Source organism: Pedococcus sp. P2_E5 (assembly GCF_056403895.1).
Genome location: NZ_JBFUEP010000034.1, coordinates 1 through 18,619, shown reverse-complemented (window position 1 = coordinate 18,619; position 18,619 = coordinate 1). Strand labels below are relative to the sequence as shown.

General features: G+C 71.1%; 13 protein-coding genes. 12 read left to right on the top strand and 1 reads right to left on the bottom strand.

Annotated features, from left to right (window positions below; genetic code table 11):
* The first annotated feature begins 5 nt into the window (after positions 1-5).
* The 4 genes from nuoL to AC1DVZ_RS12860 are packed head-to-tail and all read left to right on the top strand — an operon-like array spanning position 6 to position 6,107.
* Positions 6-1,946 (top strand): NADH-quinone oxidoreductase subunit L, encoded by a 1,941-nt coding sequence (gene nuoL, locus AC1DVZ_RS12875; protein ID WP_477618592.1) that lies wholly within the window; start codon positions 6-8, stop codon positions 1,944-1,946.
* The gene (locus AC1DVZ_RS12870) at positions 1,946-3,475 is read left to right on the top strand and encodes an NADH-quinone oxidoreductase subunit M (RefSeq protein WP_477618591.1); all 1,530 of its coding nucleotides are present in this window, start codon (positions 1,946-1,948) and stop codon (positions 3,473-3,475) included. The genes nuoL and AC1DVZ_RS12870 overlap by 1 nt, the downstream gene beginning before the upstream one ends.
* 8 nt (positions 3,476-3,483) lie before the next feature.
* Positions 3,484-5,073 carry an NADH-quinone oxidoreductase subunit NuoN gene (gene nuoN / locus AC1DVZ_RS12865; protein WP_477618622.1) on the top strand — a complete coding sequence of 530 codons (1,590 nt, stop codon included), beginning with the start codon at positions 3,484-3,486 and terminating at the stop codon, positions 5,071-5,073.
* The gene (locus AC1DVZ_RS12860) at positions 5,070-6,107 is read left to right on the top strand and encodes a polyprenyl synthetase family protein (protein ID WP_477618590.1); all 1,038 of its coding nucleotides are present in this window, start codon (positions 5,070-5,072) and stop codon (positions 6,105-6,107) included. Before nuoN ends, AC1DVZ_RS12860 begins: the two co-directional genes overlap by 4 nt.
* A 204-nt stretch (positions 6,108-6,311) precedes the next feature.
* Here the strand turns inward: AC1DVZ_RS12860 and AC1DVZ_RS12855 are convergent, their stop codons facing one another.
* Positions 6,312-8,336, bottom strand: coding sequence for a PhoX family protein (locus AC1DVZ_RS12855; RefSeq protein ID WP_477618589.1), 2,025 nt, complete (start codon positions 8,334-8,336; stop codon positions 6,312-6,314).
* 160 nt (positions 8,337-8,496) lie between these two features.
* Between AC1DVZ_RS12855 and AC1DVZ_RS12850 the strand changes: the two genes are divergently transcribed.
* From AC1DVZ_RS12850 to AC1DVZ_RS12815, 8 genes are all read left to right on the top strand, one after another.
* Positions 8,497-9,642 carry an amino acid deaminase/aldolase gene (locus tag AC1DVZ_RS12850; protein WP_477618588.1) on the top strand — a complete coding sequence of 382 codons (1,146 nt, stop codon included), beginning with the start codon at positions 8,497-8,499 and terminating at the stop codon, positions 9,640-9,642.
* A complete protein-coding gene (locus AC1DVZ_RS12845) occupies positions 9,639-10,940 on the top strand; it encodes a D-arabinono-1,4-lactone oxidase (RefSeq protein WP_477618587.1) in 1,302 nt (433 codons plus the stop codon). The genes AC1DVZ_RS12850 and AC1DVZ_RS12845 overlap by 4 nt, the downstream gene beginning before the upstream one ends.
* A 91-nt stretch (positions 10,941-11,031) precedes the next feature.
* Positions 11,032-11,391, top strand: coding sequence for a response regulator (locus AC1DVZ_RS12840; protein WP_477618586.1), 360 nt, complete (start codon positions 11,032-11,034; stop codon positions 11,389-11,391).
* Positions 11,361-14,450 carry a hypothetical protein gene (locus AC1DVZ_RS12835; RefSeq protein ID WP_477618585.1) on the top strand — a complete coding sequence of 1,030 codons (3,090 nt, stop codon included), beginning with the start codon at positions 11,361-11,363 and terminating at the stop codon, positions 14,448-14,450. The genes AC1DVZ_RS12840 and AC1DVZ_RS12835 overlap by 31 nt, the downstream gene beginning before the upstream one ends.
* Positions 14,437-15,906, top strand: a complete 1,470-nt coding sequence (locus AC1DVZ_RS12830) for a hypothetical protein (protein WP_477618584.1) — start codon at positions 14,437-14,439, stop codon at positions 15,904-15,906. The genes AC1DVZ_RS12835 and AC1DVZ_RS12830 overlap by 14 nt, the downstream gene beginning before the upstream one ends.
* Entirely contained in the window at positions 15,899-17,404 is a 1,506-nt protein-coding gene (locus AC1DVZ_RS12825; protein ID WP_477618583.1) for a histidine kinase, read from the top strand. Before AC1DVZ_RS12830 ends, AC1DVZ_RS12825 begins: the two co-directional genes overlap by 8 nt.
* Positions 17,392-18,060 carry a LuxR C-terminal-related transcriptional regulator gene (locus tag AC1DVZ_RS12820; protein WP_477618582.1) on the top strand — a complete coding sequence of 223 codons (669 nt, stop codon included), beginning with the start codon at positions 17,392-17,394 and terminating at the stop codon, positions 18,058-18,060. The genes AC1DVZ_RS12825 and AC1DVZ_RS12820 overlap by 13 nt, the downstream gene beginning before the upstream one ends.
* Before the next feature lie 26 nt (positions 18,061-18,086).
* On the top strand, positions 18,087-18,599 hold the full coding sequence (locus tag AC1DVZ_RS12815) for a DinB family protein (protein WP_477618581.1): 513 nt from the start codon (positions 18,087-18,089) through the stop codon (positions 18,597-18,599).
* Positions 18,600-18,619 lie beyond the last annotated feature (20 nt).

The window sequence follows — 18,619 nt, the reverse complement described above, 5'->3', positions numbered from 1 at the left end:
ACCAGGTGACCTCCCTCGCCCACCTCGCCACTGCAGAAGGTGCCGCCACAGCGGCCACCGGCGTCACGGCATACGCCTGGCTGTTGGTAGCCCTCCCGCTGCTCGGTGCTGCCGTGCTGCTGTTCGGTGGCCGTGCCACCGACAAGTGGGGGCCGCTGTTCGCCGTCGCGATGTCGTGGGCGGCCTTCGTCGTCGGCTTCGTCGTCTGGATCTCGATGCTCGGTCGCGGCGCCGAGGAGCGTGCCGCGCACCTGCACCTGTTCAACTGGGTGCCGGCGGGGTCGTTCAACCTCGACGCCGGGATGCTCGTCGACCAGCTGTCGGTGACGTTCGTGCTGCTGGTGACCTTCGTCGGGTCGCTGATCCACGTCTACTCGCTGGGCTACATGGAGCACGACCCCGACAAGCGCCGGTTCTTCGCCTACCTCAACCTGTTCGTGGCCGCGATGCTGCTGCTGGTGCTGGCCGACTCCTACCTGTTGCTCTACGTCGGCTGGGAGGGCGTTGGTCTGGCGTCCTACCTGCTCATCGGGTTCTGGAACCACAACCCCACCTATGCCACCGCCGCCAACAAGGCGTTCGTCGTCAACCGCGTGGGTGACTTCGGCCTGTCCGTCGGGATCATGGTCATGTTCGCGGCCTTCGGCACCGTCACCTTCGCGGGCGTCCAGGAGGCTGCCAAGGGCGGTGCGGGCGAGGGTGTCCTCACGGCCATCGGCCTGCTGCTGCTGCTCGGTGCCTGTGGCAAGTCGGCGCAGTTCCCGCTGCAGAGCTGGCTCGGCGACGCCATGGCGGGCCCCACGCCGGTGTCGGCGCTCATCCACGCCGCGACCATGGTCACCGCCGGGGTCTACCTCGTGGTGCGCAGCAGCTTCATCTTCGACAACGCGCCCAACGCGCAGCTGGCGGTCGTGGCCGTCGGTGCCGTGACGCTGATCTTCGGGGCCATCGTCGGTTGCGCCAAGGACGACATCAAGAAGGCGCTGGCCGCCTCGACCATGTCGCAGATCGGCTACATGATGCTCGCGGCCGGGCTCGGTCCGGTCGGCTACGCCTTCGCGATCTTCCACCTGCTGACCCACGGCTTCTTCAAGGCCGGCATGTTCCTCGGCGCAGGCTCGGTCATGCACGGTATGAACGACCAGGTCGACATGCGCCGCTTCGGTGGGCTGTCCGGCGCCATGAAGATCACCTGGCTGACCTTCGGGCTCGGCTGGCTCGCGATCCTCGGGGTCCCGCCGTTCTCGGGCTTCTGGTCCAAGGACAAGATCATCGAGGCCGCGTTCATCGGCGAGGGCTGGCGGCCGTGGGTGTTCGGCGGAGCCGCGCTCATCGGTGCCGGCATCACGGCCTTCTACATGTCCCGCCTGTTCTTCATGACCTTCCACGGCAAGAAGCGCTGGACCGACGACGTGCACCCCCACGAGTCGCCCCTCACCATGACCGTCCCGATGATGGTGCTGGCAGTGGGCTCGGCCCTGCTCGGCCTCGTCCTGTCGATCGGCGGCACCTTCACCTCCTGGCTCGAGCCGGTGGTCGGAGGGCACGAGGAGGGCGAGCACCCGGTGCTGCCGGTGTGGTCGCTCATGACGCTGACCCTGCTGCTGGTCGCCGGCGGCATCGCGCTGGCGTGGATGCGCTACTGGCGTGACGAGGTGCCGCACGCCCAGCCCGCGGGCTCGCTGGTCACCCGCGCCGCGCGCCGCGACCTCTACCAGGACGACGTCAACGAAGGAGTCTTCATGCGACCCGGTGTCCACCTCACCCGGGCGCTGGTCTTCGCCGACAACCGCGGCGTCGACGGCGCAGTCGGTGGTCTGGCCGCCCTCGTCGGTGGCACGTCCAGCCGCCTGCGTCGCCTCCAGAACGGCTTCGCACGCTCGTACGCCCTGACGATGCTCGCCGGCGTCGTCGTGATCCTCGGTGCCATGTGGGTGATCCAGTGATGACGAACTTCCCCTGGCTGACCGTGATCGGGCTGATCCCGCTCATCGGTGCTGCCGTCGTGGCCGGGCTTCCGGCCGGGCTGACCGACAGAGCCAAGCACGTCGCCCTGGGCTTCTCGCTGGTGACGCTGGTCTTCGGCATCGCCGCGGCGCTGCAGTTCGAGAACGGTTCGAGCGCGCAGTTCCAGCTCACCGAGCAGCACGAGTGGATCCCGCAGTTCGGGGTGTCCTACGCGGTCGGCGTCGACGGAATCGCGCTCGTCATGATCCTGATGGCCCTGGTGCTGACGCCCGTCTGCATCCTGGCCGCCTGGAACGACGTGCCCGAGGGCGGCAAGCGCGAGAAGAACTACTTCGCGCTCATGCTCGTGCTGGCCACGTTCATGGTCGGCGTCTTCGCGGCCACCGACGTGTTCCTCTTCTACGTCTTCTTCGAGGCGATGCTCATCCCGGTGTACTTCCTCATCGGCTCCTTCGGGGGATCGCGCAGGCAGTACGCCGCGGTGAAGTTCCTGCTCTTCTCGCTCGCGGGCGGGCTGGTGATGCTGGTCGGCGTCATCGCGCTCTACCACTACGGCCCGGGTGGGGCTGACGGCTTCCTCGTGTCGAAGCTGACCGGTCTGTCACTCGGTGCGACGCCCGAGCGGCTGATGTTCGTGGCGTTCTTCATCGCGTTCGCCGTCAAGGCGCCGATGTGGCCCGTCCACACCTGGCTGCCCGATGCCGCCACCGAGGCCCGGCCCGCGACGGCCGTGCTGCTCGTCGGCGTCCTCGACAAGGTCGGCACCTACGGGATGATCCGGTTCTGCCTCCAGCTGTTCCCGGAGGCGTCCAAGTGGGCCACGCCGGTCGTGCTGACGCTCGCCGTCATCTCGATCCTCTACGGTGCGCTGCTCGCGATCGGCCAGACCGACATCATGCGTCTGATCGCGTACACCTCGATCAGCCACTTCGGCTTCATCGTGCTGGGGATCTTCGCCCTGACGACCACGGGTGGGGCGGGCTCGACGCTCTACATGCTCAACCACGGGTTCTCGACAGCCGCGCTGTTCCTCATCGGGGCCATGCTCGTCGCCCGTCGCGGCAGCAAGCGGATCCCCGACTTCGGCGGCTGGCAACGCGTCACGCCCGGTCTGGCCGGTGTCTTCCTGGTGGCCGGCCTCTCGGGTCTGGCTCTGCCCGGACTGAGCTCCTTCATCTCCGAGATCATGGTGCTCGTCGGGACGTACCAGCGGTACCCTGTGCCCGCTGTCATCGCGACGGCAGGCATCGTCCTGGCGGCGCTGTACATCCTGCTGATGTACAAGCGGATGATGACCGGGCCCAAGCCGGAGCTCGACGGCCCGGTCCGCGACATCACGCTGCGGGAGAAGCTCGTCGTGGCCCCGTTGATCGCGGCGTTCCTCGTCCTCGGGTTCTACCCCAAGCCCGCTCTCGACCTGCTCAACCCGGCGGTGACCGCCACGCTGAAGTTCGTCGGCGCCACCGACCCGGCCCCCACCTCCGCTGCTGACGGGAGCACGAAGTAATGCCCGCCATGACGGTCCTGTCCACGCCGGCGCTGACCACCGCCTTCAAGGCCGCTGACGTCGACTACGGCGCCATCGCCCCGATGCTCATCGTCGTCGCGGGGGCCATGGTCGGTGTCCTCGTCGAGGCCTTTGCCCCGCGTCGGCTGCGGCACCCGATCCAGGTGAGCCTGGCCCTCGTGTCGCTCGTCGCCGCGTTCGTCGTCCTCGTGACGGTGTCGACCGACGCCAGTCACCGCGGTGGCACGCTGGCCCAGGCGATCATCATCGACGGGCCGGCGCTGTTCCTCCAGGGCGCCATCCTGGCGATGGCTGCGCTCGGCATCCTCACGATGGCCGAGAAGTTCGGTGGCCAGGGTGCCGACGCCTTCACCCCGATGGGTGCGGCCGTCCCCGGGTCGCCCCACGAGGCGGCTGCGCTGCGCGCCGGGCTCGCGACCAGCGAGGTCTTTCCGCTGACCCTGTTCTCGGTGGTCGGCATGCTGCTGTTCCCCGCGGCCGGTGACCTCCTGACGATGTTCGTCGCCCTCGAGGTCCTGTCCCTCCCGCTCTACCTGCTGTGCGGGTTGGCGCGTCGTCGCCGGCTCCTGTCGCAGGAGGCCTCGCTCAAGTACTTCCTGCTCGGTGCCTTCAGCTCGGCGTTCTTCCTGTTCGGTGCGGCGCTGCTCTACGGCTACGCCGGCTCGCTCTACCTCGCCGACATCGCCACGGCGGTCAGCGCCGCCAACGGCGCGCTCGAGGGCCTGCTGCTGCCCGGCGTCCTGCTGGTCCTGATCGGCCTGCTGTTCAAGGTCGGCGCGGTGCCGTTCCACTCCTGGACCCCCGACGTCTACCAGGGTGCTCCCACCCCGGTGACCGGCTTCATGGCCGCCTGCACCAAGGTCGCCGCCTTCGGCGCGATCCTGCGCGTGGTCTACGTCGGCATCGAGGCCAACCGGTGGGACTGGCGCGGTGGCGTCATCGCCGTCGCCGCCCTGACCATGGTCGTGGGTGCGGTCCTGTCCGTGACCCAGACCGACGTCAAGCGTCTGCTGGCCTACTCGTCGATCGCGCACGCCGGCTTCATCCTCGTCGCCGTCCTGTCCTTCGACCGCACCGGCGTCTCGGGCACGATGTTCTACCTCGTCGCCTACGGCTTCATGACGATCGCTGGTTTCGCGGTGGTCTCCCTCGTGCGCCAAGGCGGCTCCGAGGCATCGCACCTGTCGCAGTGGGCGGGCCTGGGACGCAACCACCCCGTGGTTGCCGGGGTCTTCGCCTTCCTGCTCCTGGCGTTCGCGGGCATCCCGCTGACCTCCGGCTTCGCCGCGAAGTATGCCGCGTTCTCGCCGGCGATCACCTTCGGCGGGCGATCCGGGCTGGCCCTGGTCATCATCGGCGTCCTCTGCAGCGTGATCACGGCGTTCGTCTACGTCCGCCTGATCGTCCTCATGTACTTCACCGACCCGCCGGCCGGTGAGGCCGTCGTCGCCGAGACTGCCTCGCCGTTCACCACGATCGCGATCACCATCGGCACGCTCGTGACGCTCGTCCTCGGGGTGCTCCCGTCGCAGGCCCTCGACCTCGCCGAGCGGTCGTCGCAGTTCCTGGTGAAATGACGCAGCCTGCCGAGACGGATCAGCCTGGTCAGGTGAGTGCAACTCCGCCAGTCATCGTCCTGCCCGGCACCTCGGAGCGGCTGTCGGCACGTCTGCAGACCGGGCTGGACGAGGTCGATGCGCTGCTGCGCCGCGAGGTCGACCACGACGACCCGTTCATCGCCGAGGCCAACACCCACCTGATCGAGGCGGGAGGCAAGCGGTTCCGTCCGCTGCTGACGCTGCTGGCGTCCGAGCTGGGGACCGGCATCAACGCGGACGTGATCGCCGCGGCCGCAGGGGTCGAGCTGACCCACGTCGCCTCGCTGTGCCACGACGACGTCATGGACGAGGCCGAGGTCCGCCGTGGCGCCCCCAGCGCCAACGCGAAGTACGGCAACTCGACCGCCATCCTGGTCGGCGACATGCTCTTCGGCACCGCGTCGTCGATCATCGCCGACCTCGGCGCCGACGCCGTCAAGATCCAGGCCGAGACGTTCGTGCGCCTGTGCGCCGGGCAGATCCGTGACGACCGCCCCAGCCCCAGCGGGCAGGACCCGGTCGACTACTACCTCGCGGTGCTGGCCGACAAGACCGGGGTCCTGATCGCCACGGCCGCACGCTACGGCGCGATGTTCTCCGGCTGCGACGCACAGACGATCGAGATCATGCGCGAGTACGGCGAGCGGCTCGGCATGGCCTTCCAGCTCGCCGACGACCTCATCGACGTCTCGTCGGAGGCCGAGGACCTGGGCAAGACCCCCGGCACTGACCTGCGCGAGGGCAAGCGGACCCTTCCCGTGCTCTACGCCCTGGCCTCGACCGACCCGGCAGACGCCCGGCTCCGCGAGCTGGTGCAGACCGAGCTGCGCGACCAGGCCCTGCTCGACGAGGCCCTCGCGCTGCTGCGCGCCCACCCGGCGATGGAGCAGGCTCGCGAGCACACGGCCGCCGTGGCCAAGGCGGCGCAGGACGTCCTCGACCCGCTGCCCGACGGCGAGGCCAAGGCCGCACTGCGGGCCCTGGCGACCAGCGTCGTCACCCGCGTCGGCTGACCTCGCCCCTCCCGCGACGCCACGACCTCTCCCACTTCTGGCCACCCATGGTGGGTGAGGGGCGGGACTTGGGTCGAGCACGCGGCATACGTGGCCAGAAGTCGGGGGATGGGGCACAGCAGAGGAGGTATGCCGCGGGGGTGAGTCCGCGGCATACCTCCTCGTGGGTGCGTGACCACCCACCTCGGTGAGGTGGGGGAGGGGTCAGGCGCGGTGGACCTGGATGACTGCGGGGCGTGGCTGGCCGTCGCCGAGGTAGGGGAACTGGCTGCGCGGGGTGGCGGGTGAGGCGCCGGTGGTCTCACCGGGGTGCTGGATGGCGGCCAGCACGGTCTTCTGGTCCCAGGTGACGAGGGGTCCACAGCACTCGGAGTAGGCCGGTACCGACAGGAACTGCTGCAGGTGGCCCTTGTGCGCCCCTGACAGGGGGAAGAGGTACATGCCGTCGCAGGCGCCGAGCGCGTTGCCGTCCGTGGCGATCCACATGTTGCCGTCGTTGTCGAAGGCGATGTTGTCGGGGCAGGAGATGGGCGAGACCTCGGACCGGTCGTAGCCGTTGAAGTAGGTCGTCGGGTCGTTCGGGTCACCGGCGATGAGGACGATCTTCCAGGTGAAGGTGGTCGTCGTGTCGTCGCCCAGAGCCGGCGCGATCTCGATGATGTGCCCGTGCTTGTTGTTGGCGCGTGGGTTGGCCTCGTCGATCTGGCTCGGCTGACGGCTGGTGTTGTTGGTGCACACGACGTAGGTGCGGCCGTTGACCAGGTCGGGCTCGACGTCCTCGGGCCGGTCCATCTTGGTGGGACCGACCTTGTCGGCGGCGAGCCGGGTCCAGATGAGAACCTCCTCGGCGGCGAACCCGGCGACCTGGCTCTCGTTGTCGACGACGAGGGGCAGCCACTGGCCCGAGCCGTCGCTGATGCCGTCCTCGAACCCGTCGCCGGCGAACTTGGCGACGTAGAGGTCTCCCGAGGACAGCAGGGTCAGGTTGTGTGCCCGTGCCTTGTCGGAGCTGCCGGGGCGGAACCGGTCGTGGGAGACGAACTTGTAGAGGTAGTCGAACCGCTCGTCGTCACCGAGGTAGGCGACCACGCGGCCGTCGGGTGCGACGGTGACGTTGGCACCCTCGTGCTTGAGCCGGCCGAGCGCGGTGTGCTTGACCGGGGTCGAGGAGGGGTCGGAGGGGTCGAGCTCGACGATCCAGCCGAACCTGTTGACCTCATTGGGTTCCTGCGTCGCGTCGAAGCGACTGTCGACCCGCTCCCAGCCTCGGCCCTTCGAGCCCGTGAGGCCGTAGCGCTTGTAGGCGTCGACCTGGTCGCCAGGGGCAGCGGCAGCCGAGAAGTAGCCGTTGAAGTTCTCCTCACCCGACAGCACGGTGCCCCACGGGGTGAGCCCGCCCGAGCAGTTGCCGAAGGTGCCGAGGGCCCGCGTGCCGGAGGGGTCGGCGCTGGTGCGCAGCAACCGGTGGCCGGCTGCCGGACCGTCGAAGGCGAAGGGCGTGGTGGCGGTGACCCGGCGGTTCGCCGCGGCACCCTGCACGTAGGTCCACGGCTCCGTAGCGTTCTTGCGACGCAGCTCCACGACCGACATCCCGTGCGCTGCCATGGTGATCCGGATCTGCTCCGGTGTCAGCGACGCCGACCCGGCGTAGCCGCGGAACATCAGCTCGTCGTTGGTGTACTCGTTGTTGCACACCAACGTCGCGTGGTTCTCGTCGCGGCCACGGACCAACGTCGTGTAGTCGTTGTTGTAGCCGAACTGGCCCTCCTGCGCCGCGGGGGTCTGGCCTTCGAAGTCGAAGGCGGGTGCGTCGGCGAGGATGGGGTCGCCCCACGCGATGATCGTCGACCACTCGAAGCCGTCGGGCACGACCACCTTGTCGGTGCCCGCGGGTTGCGGCGCGATGGCCGTGAAGCCGAACGGGGACGTGGTGCCACCGGGAGCCACCGAGGCTCCGGAAGGGGCCGAGCCGGGTGCGGCGGCGGCGGACTGGACGCCGGCCAGGGTGCCGAGTCCGACGACGGCCGCGATGACGCCGCTGCCCTTGAGGATCGTGCGCCGGGACGCCCCGGCCGCGACGAGGTCCCCGAAGTAGCCGTTTCCGGTCGCGTTCGGGACGGGCTTGCTGCAGGCGTCGTCGCACTTGAAGTGGCAGGTCATGGCGCTACGGCCACCCTGGTGGACGGTGAGCAGGGGGAGGGCCGTGCGCTCGGGCGAAACTGCTGACATTGATTCCTCCGGGTCTCGGGTCGCGCATGGGGCGCGGGCGCGCGCGGGAGGCGCGGTCACCCGCCAACCTAGGAATGCGGGGCCGACTCCGGGAGGCGCGCAGGTGAAGGTCCGGTGACTTCCGGTGAACAGGAATCTGCCCGTCGATAGGGTCACAGGTGTGACCCTCCAGTGGGACGCGGCGACAGCGGCCGTGCAACCTCCGTTCGCCGTCGTCGACCTCGACGCCTTCGACGCCAACGCGGCAGACCTCGTGCGGCGTGCCGCCGGGTCGCCGATCCGGGTGGCGTCCAAGTCGGTGCGCTGTCGGGCCCTCATGTCGCGGGCGCTCGCTCAGCCCGGCTACGCCGGTGTGATGGCGTATGCCGTGCAGGAAGCCCGCTGGTTGGTCGCCTCGGGCTTCGACGACGTCTTCGTGGCCTACCCCAGCGTCGACCGGGCTGCGCTCGCGGCAGTGGCGTCCGACGCTCGGGAGGCTGCGCAGGTCACCGTCACGGTCGACTCCGTCGAGCACGTGGAGTTCCTCGCAGGGTTGGACCGGCCCCATGGGCTCCGCGTGGCCCTGGACGTCGACGCCTCGCTGCGGATAGGTCGCGTGCACCTCGGCGTCAGGCGGTCGCCGTTGCGGGAGCCCGCGGAGGTCGTGACCGTGGCGCGAGCCGCTGCCGCTACTGGCCTGTCGGTCGTGGGGCTGATGTTCTACGACGCCCAGATCGCCGGGCTGCCGGACTCCTCGCCTGCGGTGCGGTTGGTCAAGAAGCGCTCGGCCGAGTCCCTCGCCCAGCGTCGCGGCGAGGTCGTGACCGCGGTGCGCGAGGTGGCCGACCTCGAGTTCGTCAACGGGGGAGGGACCGGTTCGTTGCACGTCACCGGCCGGGACCCTGCGGTGACCGAGCTGGCGGCCGGGTCCGGGCTGTACGGCCCGACCCTGTTCGACCGGTACGACGACTTCACACCGCAACCGGCGGCGGCCTTCGCCCTGCCCGTCGTGCGGCGCCCCGGACCGGGGTTCGTCACGGCATTCGGCGGCGGGTACGTGGCCTCAGGGCCGCCCGGATGGGCGCGCGTGCCCGCCTCCTTCGGTCGGGCGGACATCAAGCTGATCAAGTCGGAGGGGGTCGGCGAAGTACAGACACCGTTGCAGGGCAAGGGAGTTCGTGACCTTCAGCTGGGCGACAGGGTGTGGTTCCGGTACGCCAAGGCAGGAGAGATGTGCGAGCGGTTCGACGCCCTTCACCTGCTGCGTGGGGACCAGCTGGTCGAGACGGTCCCGACCTACCGCGGTGAGGGAAAGAACTTCGGATGACCACCTGGACCAACTGGGCCGGCAACCAGACCAGCCACCCGGTCGAGGTCGCCATGCCTCGACGCGCCGACGAGGTGACGGCGGCGATCCTGCGGGCGCAGGCACGCGGCATACCCGTCAAGGCAGTCGGGGCCGGGCACTCGTTCACGGCAGTGGCGGCCACGGACGGGCTCCAGCTGTGCCTCGACCAGCTGAGCGGAGTCACCCACGTGGACCGGGAGCGCCGCCGGGTGCGGGTGCTCGCGGGAACCCCGTTTCACGTCCTCAACCCGGCGCTGCAGGCTGTCGGGCTGGCGCTGCCCAACCTCGGTGACATCGACCGGCAGTCGGTGGCGGGGGCGATCTCGACGGGCACGCACGGCACCGGCCTTCGCCGGCAGGGCATCGCTGCCGCGGTCTCGGGGCTGGTCCTGGCCCTGGCCGACGGTTCGCTGCTGGAGTGCTCGGCGGAGGTCGAGCCCGAGGTCTTCCAGGCTGCGCGGGTGGGTCTGGGGGCGCTGGGGGTGATCACGGAGGTCGAGCTGCAGTGTGTGCCCGCTTTTCGTTTGCACGCCAAGGAGTTCGGCGCCCACCTGTTCGAGGTCCTCGAACGCATCGACGACGACGTCGAGCGCCACGACCACGTCGACATGCACTGGTTCCCGTTGACCGATCGGGTTCTCGTCAAGCACAACGACCGCGTCGACGCCGACCACCGGGGCGGCCCCCTGCCGCGATGGCGCGCCGTCCTCGACGACGACCTGCTGTCCAACCGGCTCTTCGAGCTGACCAACCGCGGCGCGACGCGCTGGCCGGGAGTGGTTCCGCGGCTCAACGCAGTGAGCGCGCGCCTGCTCGGCGCACGTGAGTACACCGACGACTCCTGGCGCGTGTTCGTCGCCGAGCGCTCCGTGCGCTTCAGGGAGAGCGAGTATGCCGTGCCACGGGCCGCCGTCGCGGATGTCGTTGTGGCAGTGCGGAACTGGCTCGAGCAACACAGGACGCCGCTGACCTTCCCGTTGGAGATCCGCTTCATCGGTGCCGACGACATCTGGCTGTCGACCGCCTACGAGCGGGAGAACGCCTACATCGCGATCCACCAGTACCACCGGATGGACGACTACGGCGCGTTCGCGGCCTTCGAGGCGATCGTGGCCGAGCACGCCGGTCGCCCGCACTGGGGCAAGCTGCACACCCTCGGCGCGGACCGCCTGAGCGCGCTCTATCCGCGGTTCGGCGACTTCCTCGCCGTGCGCGACCGGCTCGACCCGCAGCGGCTGTTCGCCAACGTCCACCTGGACCACGTCCTGGGCCGGTGAGCAGCCGGCATACCTGGGGGTCTTAACCCGGCAAAGGTGACTAAGGGGAAACCCCGAGGTGGGGGTGTCGTGCCGCGCGTAGCGTTGCCCCATGACGGGCCACCGCGTCCTCCTCGTCGATGACCACGCCCAGTTCCGGGCATCGGCAAGTGCGTGGCTGCGTCGCGAGGGCTTCACCGTCGTCGGGGCCGCCGCGAGCAGCGCCGAGGCCTTGGACCAGGCGCGCGAACTGGACCCGGAGGTGGTGCTGATCGACCTCTTCCTGCCGGACTCCGAGGCTGGTCTCAAGCTCGCGGACGACCTGGCCGAAGCCAACCCTGACCGCACCCTCATCATCATCTCGAGCGACGCCGATGCGGCCTCCGATCCCCGGGTCGTGGCAGCGCCAGTGGCCGGCTTCATCGCCAAGCAGGACCTGGCATGCGACGCGATCACGGCCTTGCTCGGCTGACCACACCGCTCGTCATGAGCGGCGTGGCCGGTGTGACGGTCCTGGCGGGGTGGCTTGCGCCACGACTCGCCGAGGCGCCGCAGCCGTTGTTCGGCGACCGGTTTGCCGGGTGGGCCCTGCTCGCCGCCGGGACCGGCGCCGCCTGGCGTGGTCGGCGCAGGGTCGGATGGCTGCTGCTGGTGGCCGGTGTCGTGTGGGTCGTCGTCGGGCTCGCGGGCCTGCTCCCGACGTCTCTCGAGGGACCGGTCCTGCGCCTCGGCCTCCTGCCTGGAGGGCTCGTCGTCGTGGCTGCCCTGCTGGGGCTTCCTCCGGCCGCCGAGCCGTTGCCCCGCGGGTGGTCGCGATGGGCGCTGGGGCTCGTGGTCCTGCCCGCGGGCGTGGCCGCCCTCGGCTACGACAGGTGGGCGTACGCAGCCACCGGCGCACTCGGCATGGCATACGTCGTGCTGACGGTCCGCCGAGAAGCCGCCCTGCATCGTCGCGGGCAGGACGTCCTCCGGGGTGCTGCGCCCATCGCGGTGGGGGTCGCCTGCGGACTGGCCATCGCGGGACTCGTCACCGCGGGGGTCGGTGGCGCCTCCGCGGCGGCAGCGGGCGCCGTGCTCGAAGGCGTGCTGGGGCTGGGCGCGCTCGTGGTCGCTGCCGGTCCGGAGCCGCGGACGTGGCGCCCGGGTCAGGGAGGTGAAGCGGCACACGGGCTGGAGGAGGCCCTGGCCCGGACCTTGGGGTGGAACCACGTCCAGGTGGCGTTTCCCCTGGCCGATGCCTTCGTGGACTCGGGCGGCTCGATGACGACGCCGCCCGCCGACGGCGAGGAGGTGGTCGACCGCGACGGTCAGCTGGTGGCAGTGCTCGCCCCGGGGCTCGGCCGCGATCACGGCGTCGCCGACTCGGTGCGCGAGGTGCTCCGGCTGGCCAGGCGCGGCGCCCTGCTGCAGGCCGAGCTGAGGGAACGGGCCGACGAGCTCGCCGCCTCGAGGGAGCGGTTGCTGCGCGCGGCAGAGGCGGAGCGTGAGCGGTTCGTCGCCAGCCTGGCCCGCGGACCGGTCGCGCGGATGGACGGCGTCGTCGCCGCCCTGGAGGGCTGCGGGCGCACCGAACCCGAGTCGACCGGTGGGCCGACGGGGCTGCCGGCCCGAGCCGCCGGCGCGCGTGACGAGCTGCTGCGGGTCGCCCACGGTGTCGACCCGGTGGGCGCGGCCAGCCTGCAGGATGCGCTGACCTCGCTCATCTCCCGCAGCCGGACGGGCGCGCGTTTCGACTGCCAGCTGCCCGAGGACTGGCGGCCACGGGCCTCGGTGTCCCGCGCGGCGTGGTTCACCTGCGCCGAGGGGCTGGCCAACGCGACCAAGCACGCCCCCGGTGCCGAGGTGGTCATCAGCGCCCGGCTGAGTGGGGACGAGTTCCGGTTGGTGGTCCGCGACGACGGGCCGGGCGGGGCCGACGTGGCAGGACACGGGCTGGGCGGCCTCGTGGAGCGCGCGACCGCGCTGGGGGGCACCTTCACCGCGCGATCCGGAGTGGGCGGCGGCTCGGAGCTCGAGCTGCGGCTCCCCGTGGCCTCCCAGGGGTCGGCGGACCCGGGGCGGACGGCCCAGGCGTTGCGCCCGGTCGTCGCTGTGCTGGGCGTGTGCGTGGCCCTGGTGTTGTCGGCGTGCGCGGGACCGCCCGCCCGCAGCGGGCGCGACGCCGACCCTGTCGTGCTCCGGACGATGTACGGCAACGGACCCGGCGGGGTCGGCGCCGACGTGCTCGAGGAGCTGGTCCGGGCCTCGTCCGGCTCGCCCGTGGTGCTCGGCGCGGGGACCCAGCTCCCTTCGGCCACGCAGTCGGAGGACGAGGAAGGCGGCACGCTGGCCGCGCTGCGGGCGGGACAGGCGGACCTCAGCGTGATCCGCGCCGACCGTCTCGTCGGGGCGGGGGCGGTGTCGCTGACGCCGCTCCAGCTGCCCCTGCTCATCGAGGCACCCGAACACGCGGCTCGGGTCGCGGCGGATCCGGTGGCGGCGGCCCTGATGGCGGACCTCGACCGCATCGGTCTCGTGGGACTGGCGCTGGTGCCGGGTGGCGCACGGCACCCGTTCACGCACGGCGCCAACGCGTTCCGGGCTCCGGCGGACTACCGGGGCGAGGTCGTGAACACGCGGGTCGGACCCGGCATCGAGGCGATCGTCACAGCGCTCGGCGCGAAGACCGACCACAGCGTGGGCGAGGTCAGGACCCGGAAGGTGGATGAACGGATGGTGGCCGGGATCGAGACCTCCTTCCAGCAGCTGATGGCGGTGACCCTGCCCGCCGTCGTCGCCTCGAACCTCACGCTCTACACCAAGTTCGACGTCGTCGTCATGCGTCGCAGCGTGCACGACGCGCTCTCCGCCGAGCAACAGCGACTGCTCGGCACCATCGTGCGCGACGGCATACGCGCTGGTGTGGCGCGACGGGACGCCGAGGCGCGGGGCCTGCAGCGCTGGTGTTCCACGCCCACCGCGGCGTCGGTGCAGCTCGCGCCGGCCGAGCTCGAGGCGTTCGGTGCCGCGCTGGCTCCCGTCGTCGCAGCGGCCCGCCGGGACGTCGCCGTCGCCGCACTGAGCGACCGCATCGCGGCCTTGAAGGGGTCCGAGCCGCCACCGGTCGGGGCGACCTGCGACAGCCTGCACGTGGCCGGCACCGATGTCTATTCCCTTGCGCCGCAAGGCCCCCAGACGGTGTTCGACGGCACGTGGCGCATCGACGCCGACGTCGCGGTCCTCCGTGCGGCCGGGGTGTCGGACTCAGAGGCCGTGAGCAATGCAGGCGTGTGGACGTTCGTGGTGACCAACGGCCGGGTGGCGGTCGACCAACCCCACGGTGCCGACTGCACGGCGGTGTTCACGACCGCGGGTGACAGGGTGACGCTGCACTTCGCTGTCGACGGCAACACCGAGTGCTACGGCCTGATGGCCGGCACGTACCACCGTGAGGGCGACGTCGTGTCGTTCACCTGGGTGGCCGAGCGGTTCTACGACGTCGCACTGGACCGCGCCTTCTTCGCCGGAGGGATGCACCGTGTTGCCCCGTAGCGACCTCGACCCCGGGTCGAACCGTCGGACGCCGGCGTTCCTGCTGGGGGTGGTGCTGTCGGCAGCGACGATCGCCGCGGCCTGCGCCGGCCCACCGTCGCGGATCGGCGCGACCGCAGACCGGGTCGTCCTGCGGACGTTCGCCGTCGGGGATGCGGGCACTCACGCCGACCTGGTGCGTCAGATCGTCCTCGACACGGCGACCTCAGCGGTCAGTGTGCGGGCGAGCGTGGTTGCAGGGGGCGCCGCCGAAGACGAGGACGCCGCAGTCCTGGAGGCCCTGCGGGACGACGTCGTCGACGTGGCCGTGGTGCGAGCCGACGCCCTCGCCGGCGTCGGGGCGCGATCGCTCACGCCCTTGCAGCTGCCCCTCATCCACTCCCGGGCGGCGGCCCAGAGCCTTTCGAGGGCACCTGTGGCCGAAGCGCTGATGGCTGATCTTGCCAAGGCCGGCCTTGTCGCAATGGCCTTGGCGCCCAATGGTTTGCGCCATCCAGTCGGTTTCGGCTCCGATCCGATGCTGGCGCCCTCCGACTACGAGGGTGCGCTCGTCAACACGCGTCCGGGCCCGGGTGTCGAGGCGATCGTGCAAGCACTGGGTGCAGCGTCCGACCACTCCGTGGGGGACGAGCGTTCCACACGGGTGTCAGGGGGCGCGCTGCGGGCCATCGACGTCTCGTCGCAGCTCGTGGGTGCGGTGGACGGGCCCGCCGCGATCACGTCCAACGTCACCTTGTACGTCCGGTTCGACGTCGTGGTCCTGCGCGAGGACGCGTATGCCGCGCTGACTGCGCCGCAGCGCGGATTCCTTGAGGCCGCCGTCCAGTCTGCCGTCGCGCGGGTCGGGAGCGTGGGGGAGAGCGAGGAGCAGATGCTCCGTCGGTGGTGCGACGAGGGTCGCTCGGTCTGGCAGGCGAGCCCCTCGCAGCTGGGCGAGTTCGAGAGGGTCCTTGCGCCTCTCGTCGACCGGGCCAAGGCGGATCCGTCGTTGCGCCCGCTCGTCGAGTCGTTGGCTGCCATCGACGGCCGGTTCGCGCCGGAACCCGGCCTGACCTGCCGGCCTGATGTGGGACCCCACGGGTTTGCGCCGAAGGGTGACCAGCAGGTGCTCGACGGTGTGTGGCGCCTGGAACTGCGTGCCCAGGCGCTGGTCGACGCCGGACTGCCGATCGACCAGAACGTCGGCGTCTGGACGTTCACCGTCCGGCAGGGGTTGGCCACGGTCGACCAGCCGAGCGGTCCGGACTGCCTCAGCCGGTTCACCTTCGACGGCGACCGCCTGTCGTTGGACTGGTCGGCCGATGGCAGCGGCAGCTGCGAGGGCTTCCTCGTCGGCACGTATCGCAGGTCGCGGGACACCGTACGCGTCAGCTGGCGGGGCCATCCGTCCAGCTCGGACGCCCGCTTCGACGCGGCCATGTGGTCCGGCGGCCTGCACAGGGTCGGCGATGGCTGACGTCGCGGTGACCGTGGGGGTGGGTGTGGCAGTCGTGGTGGCCGGCGCCCTCGGCTTCGTCGTCGGACGACAGCGACTGCGGTATGCCGTCCTCGTCCTCGGCGGCGCGGCGCTGGTGGCGCTGTCGGCGGCCGACGACCCCACCTCGGCCCTCCAGGCGCGCGACCTCGGCCTCGCGGTGGGTCCGATGGCCGGCCTGCTGGGTGCGACAGCGGTGCTCGTGCCGCGTCGCGTGGCGTGGGTCGCGCTGGCGGGGGCAGTCCTCGCCGGACCCGTCCGCGCGCTCGTCCACGACCCCTTCCTGCAGCTCGGATGCGTCGACTGCCGCCCCAGCGCAGTCGTCCTCGACCCACATCCGGCTCTGGCGGAATGGCTGGCGGCCGTTGGTCCGGTGCTGGGGCTCGTGGCCCTGGGGATCCAGGCCGCGCGAACAGGAGCCATAGCGGGGTCGGCCGTCGTCTCGGTGGGTCTTGGTGCCACCCTCGTGGGCACGGACGTGGGCGCCGTCATGGCCCTGGTGGCAGCCACGTCGGTGGTCGCGGTCGAGGACTACCGGGGTGCCGTCGCCCAGCGTCGGCTGAGGGGTCTCGTGGATGCCCTGCGCTCAGGGCGGCCCTTCGCGGACGTCCTGCGCGAGGCCTGGGGCGACGACGACGTCGAGGTCTCCTACTGGGTGCCGGAGGAGGGCGGCTGGGTCACCCCTGCTGGGGTGGCACGCCGGCCTCCGCCTCCGGGGGCCACGCGGCTGCGCTGGGCCGGGGCGGTCACCGCGGCGGTGGAACAGCGTTCGCGTGCGGACCTGCCTGACCTCGAGCTCGTGCTCGACGTGCCCGCGCGACTCACCCTCGACAACGAGCGGCTTTCCGCGGCGCTGGCGGCCCGAGTGCGCCAGGTGTCCAGGTCGCGGTCGCTGGTGGTCGAGCTGGGGGACCGCGAGCGTCGCCGCATCGAGCGCGACCTCCACGACGGGGTCCAGCAACAGCTCCTGGCGCTCGGCCTCGATCTACGCGGCGCGCTCGCGGACCTGCCGCCCGGGCATCCCGACGGGCCCGTTCTCGAGAGCTGCCTCGGCCAGGCCCAGCAGGCACTGGAGGACCTGCGCGAGCTGTCGCACGGGTTGTACCCCCCGCTGTTGGCCACCAGTGGCCTCGGCCCCGCGCTGCGCAGCCTCGCCCGCAGGTCGGCTGTGCCGCTCGTGGTCGGCGCCATGCCTGATGGACGCCTTCCGGCGCCCGTGGAGCGAGCGGTGTATGCCGTGGTGTCCGACTCGGTGTCGCGGGGCGACCCCGCTGGCATCACGGTGGACGTGGACCTGGACCAGGACATGGAGCCTTACGTGGACATGCACGTGGACGTGGGTGCCGGGGAGGCGAGGCTGCGCGTCGTGGGTGGCCCCTCGGAACCCGCAGGGGTGCTCCTCGACATGGTGGAGGCGCTCGGCGGCAGGCTCGGCCATGCTGACGGGGTGCTGACCGTGGTGCTGCCGTGCGCGTCGTAGTCGTCGAGGACCAGCTGCTGACCCGTGAGGGGATCGTGCGCACGCTCGACCGCGCGGGCATCGACGTGGTGGCGGACGTGGGCGACCTCGACCGGCTGATGGCCCTGGTGGCGGTGGACCGCCCGGACGTCGCCCTGCTGGACATCCGGCTGCCGCCGACGTTCACCGACGAGGGACTCCGGGCCGCTGCCACGATCCGCTCGCTGTACCCCTCGACCGGGGTGCTCGTCCTGTCCCAGCACGTCGAGGTGGACTTCGTCCTGCCCCTGCTCGAGGGTGCCTCCGGAGGGGTGGGCTACCTCCTCAAGGACCGGGTGCTCGAGGCGAGCACGCTCGTCGACGCGCTGCACCGGATCGCTGCCGGCGAGTGCGTCGTCGACCCCTCGGTCGTCGCCGAGCTGCTGCCGAGCGCGCCCGACCGCGGGCCGAGTGGGCTCACGGACCGTGAGCGGGAGGTCCTCGGCCTGATCGCCGAGGGGCTGACCAACGCCGGAATCGCCCGACGACTCGACATCAGCGAACGCACCGTCGAGGTTCACGCCCAGCACGTCTTCACCAAGCTGCAGCTGCCCGACGACCAGTTCGTCAACCGTCGCGTCCTGTCGGCGCTCGCCTGGCTCGGCTCGGGGGACACCAGCCGTCGCCGGCGCGGGTGACACCAGCCGTCGCTAGCCTCGGGGGGATGACGCCGGATGCTGCTATCACCTCTCTCTACGTGGCCGACGAGAAGGCGGTCCTCCTGGCGGCCCTGCAGAGCCACCGCGACGTGATGCTGTGGAAGCTGGAGGACCTGTCGGACGAGGACCTCCGCCGTCCGAGGGTGCCCAGTGGCACCAACCTCGTGGGGCTCGTCAAGCACCTCGCCAATGCCGAGTACGGCTGGTTCTGCGAGACGTTCGGGCGGCCCACCGAGCCGCTCACCGACATCTCCGCTGACCCCGAGGCCGACATGCGGGCCGCCGAGGGCGAGACCACCGAGGAGATCGTGGCGTTCTACCGGCGGGCCCGGGCGGCAGCGGACGCCGCGATCCACGAGCTGTCGCTCGAGGAGACCGGCACGGCCTACACCGGTCGGACCGTCAGCCTGCGCTGGGTGCTCGTGCACATGATCGAGGACACGGTCCGCCACGCCGGCCACGCCGACATCCTGCGCGAGCTGATCGACGGCGGCACCGGCCACCACGTCCCGCGCTGACGCGGCGCCCGCCCGCAGGC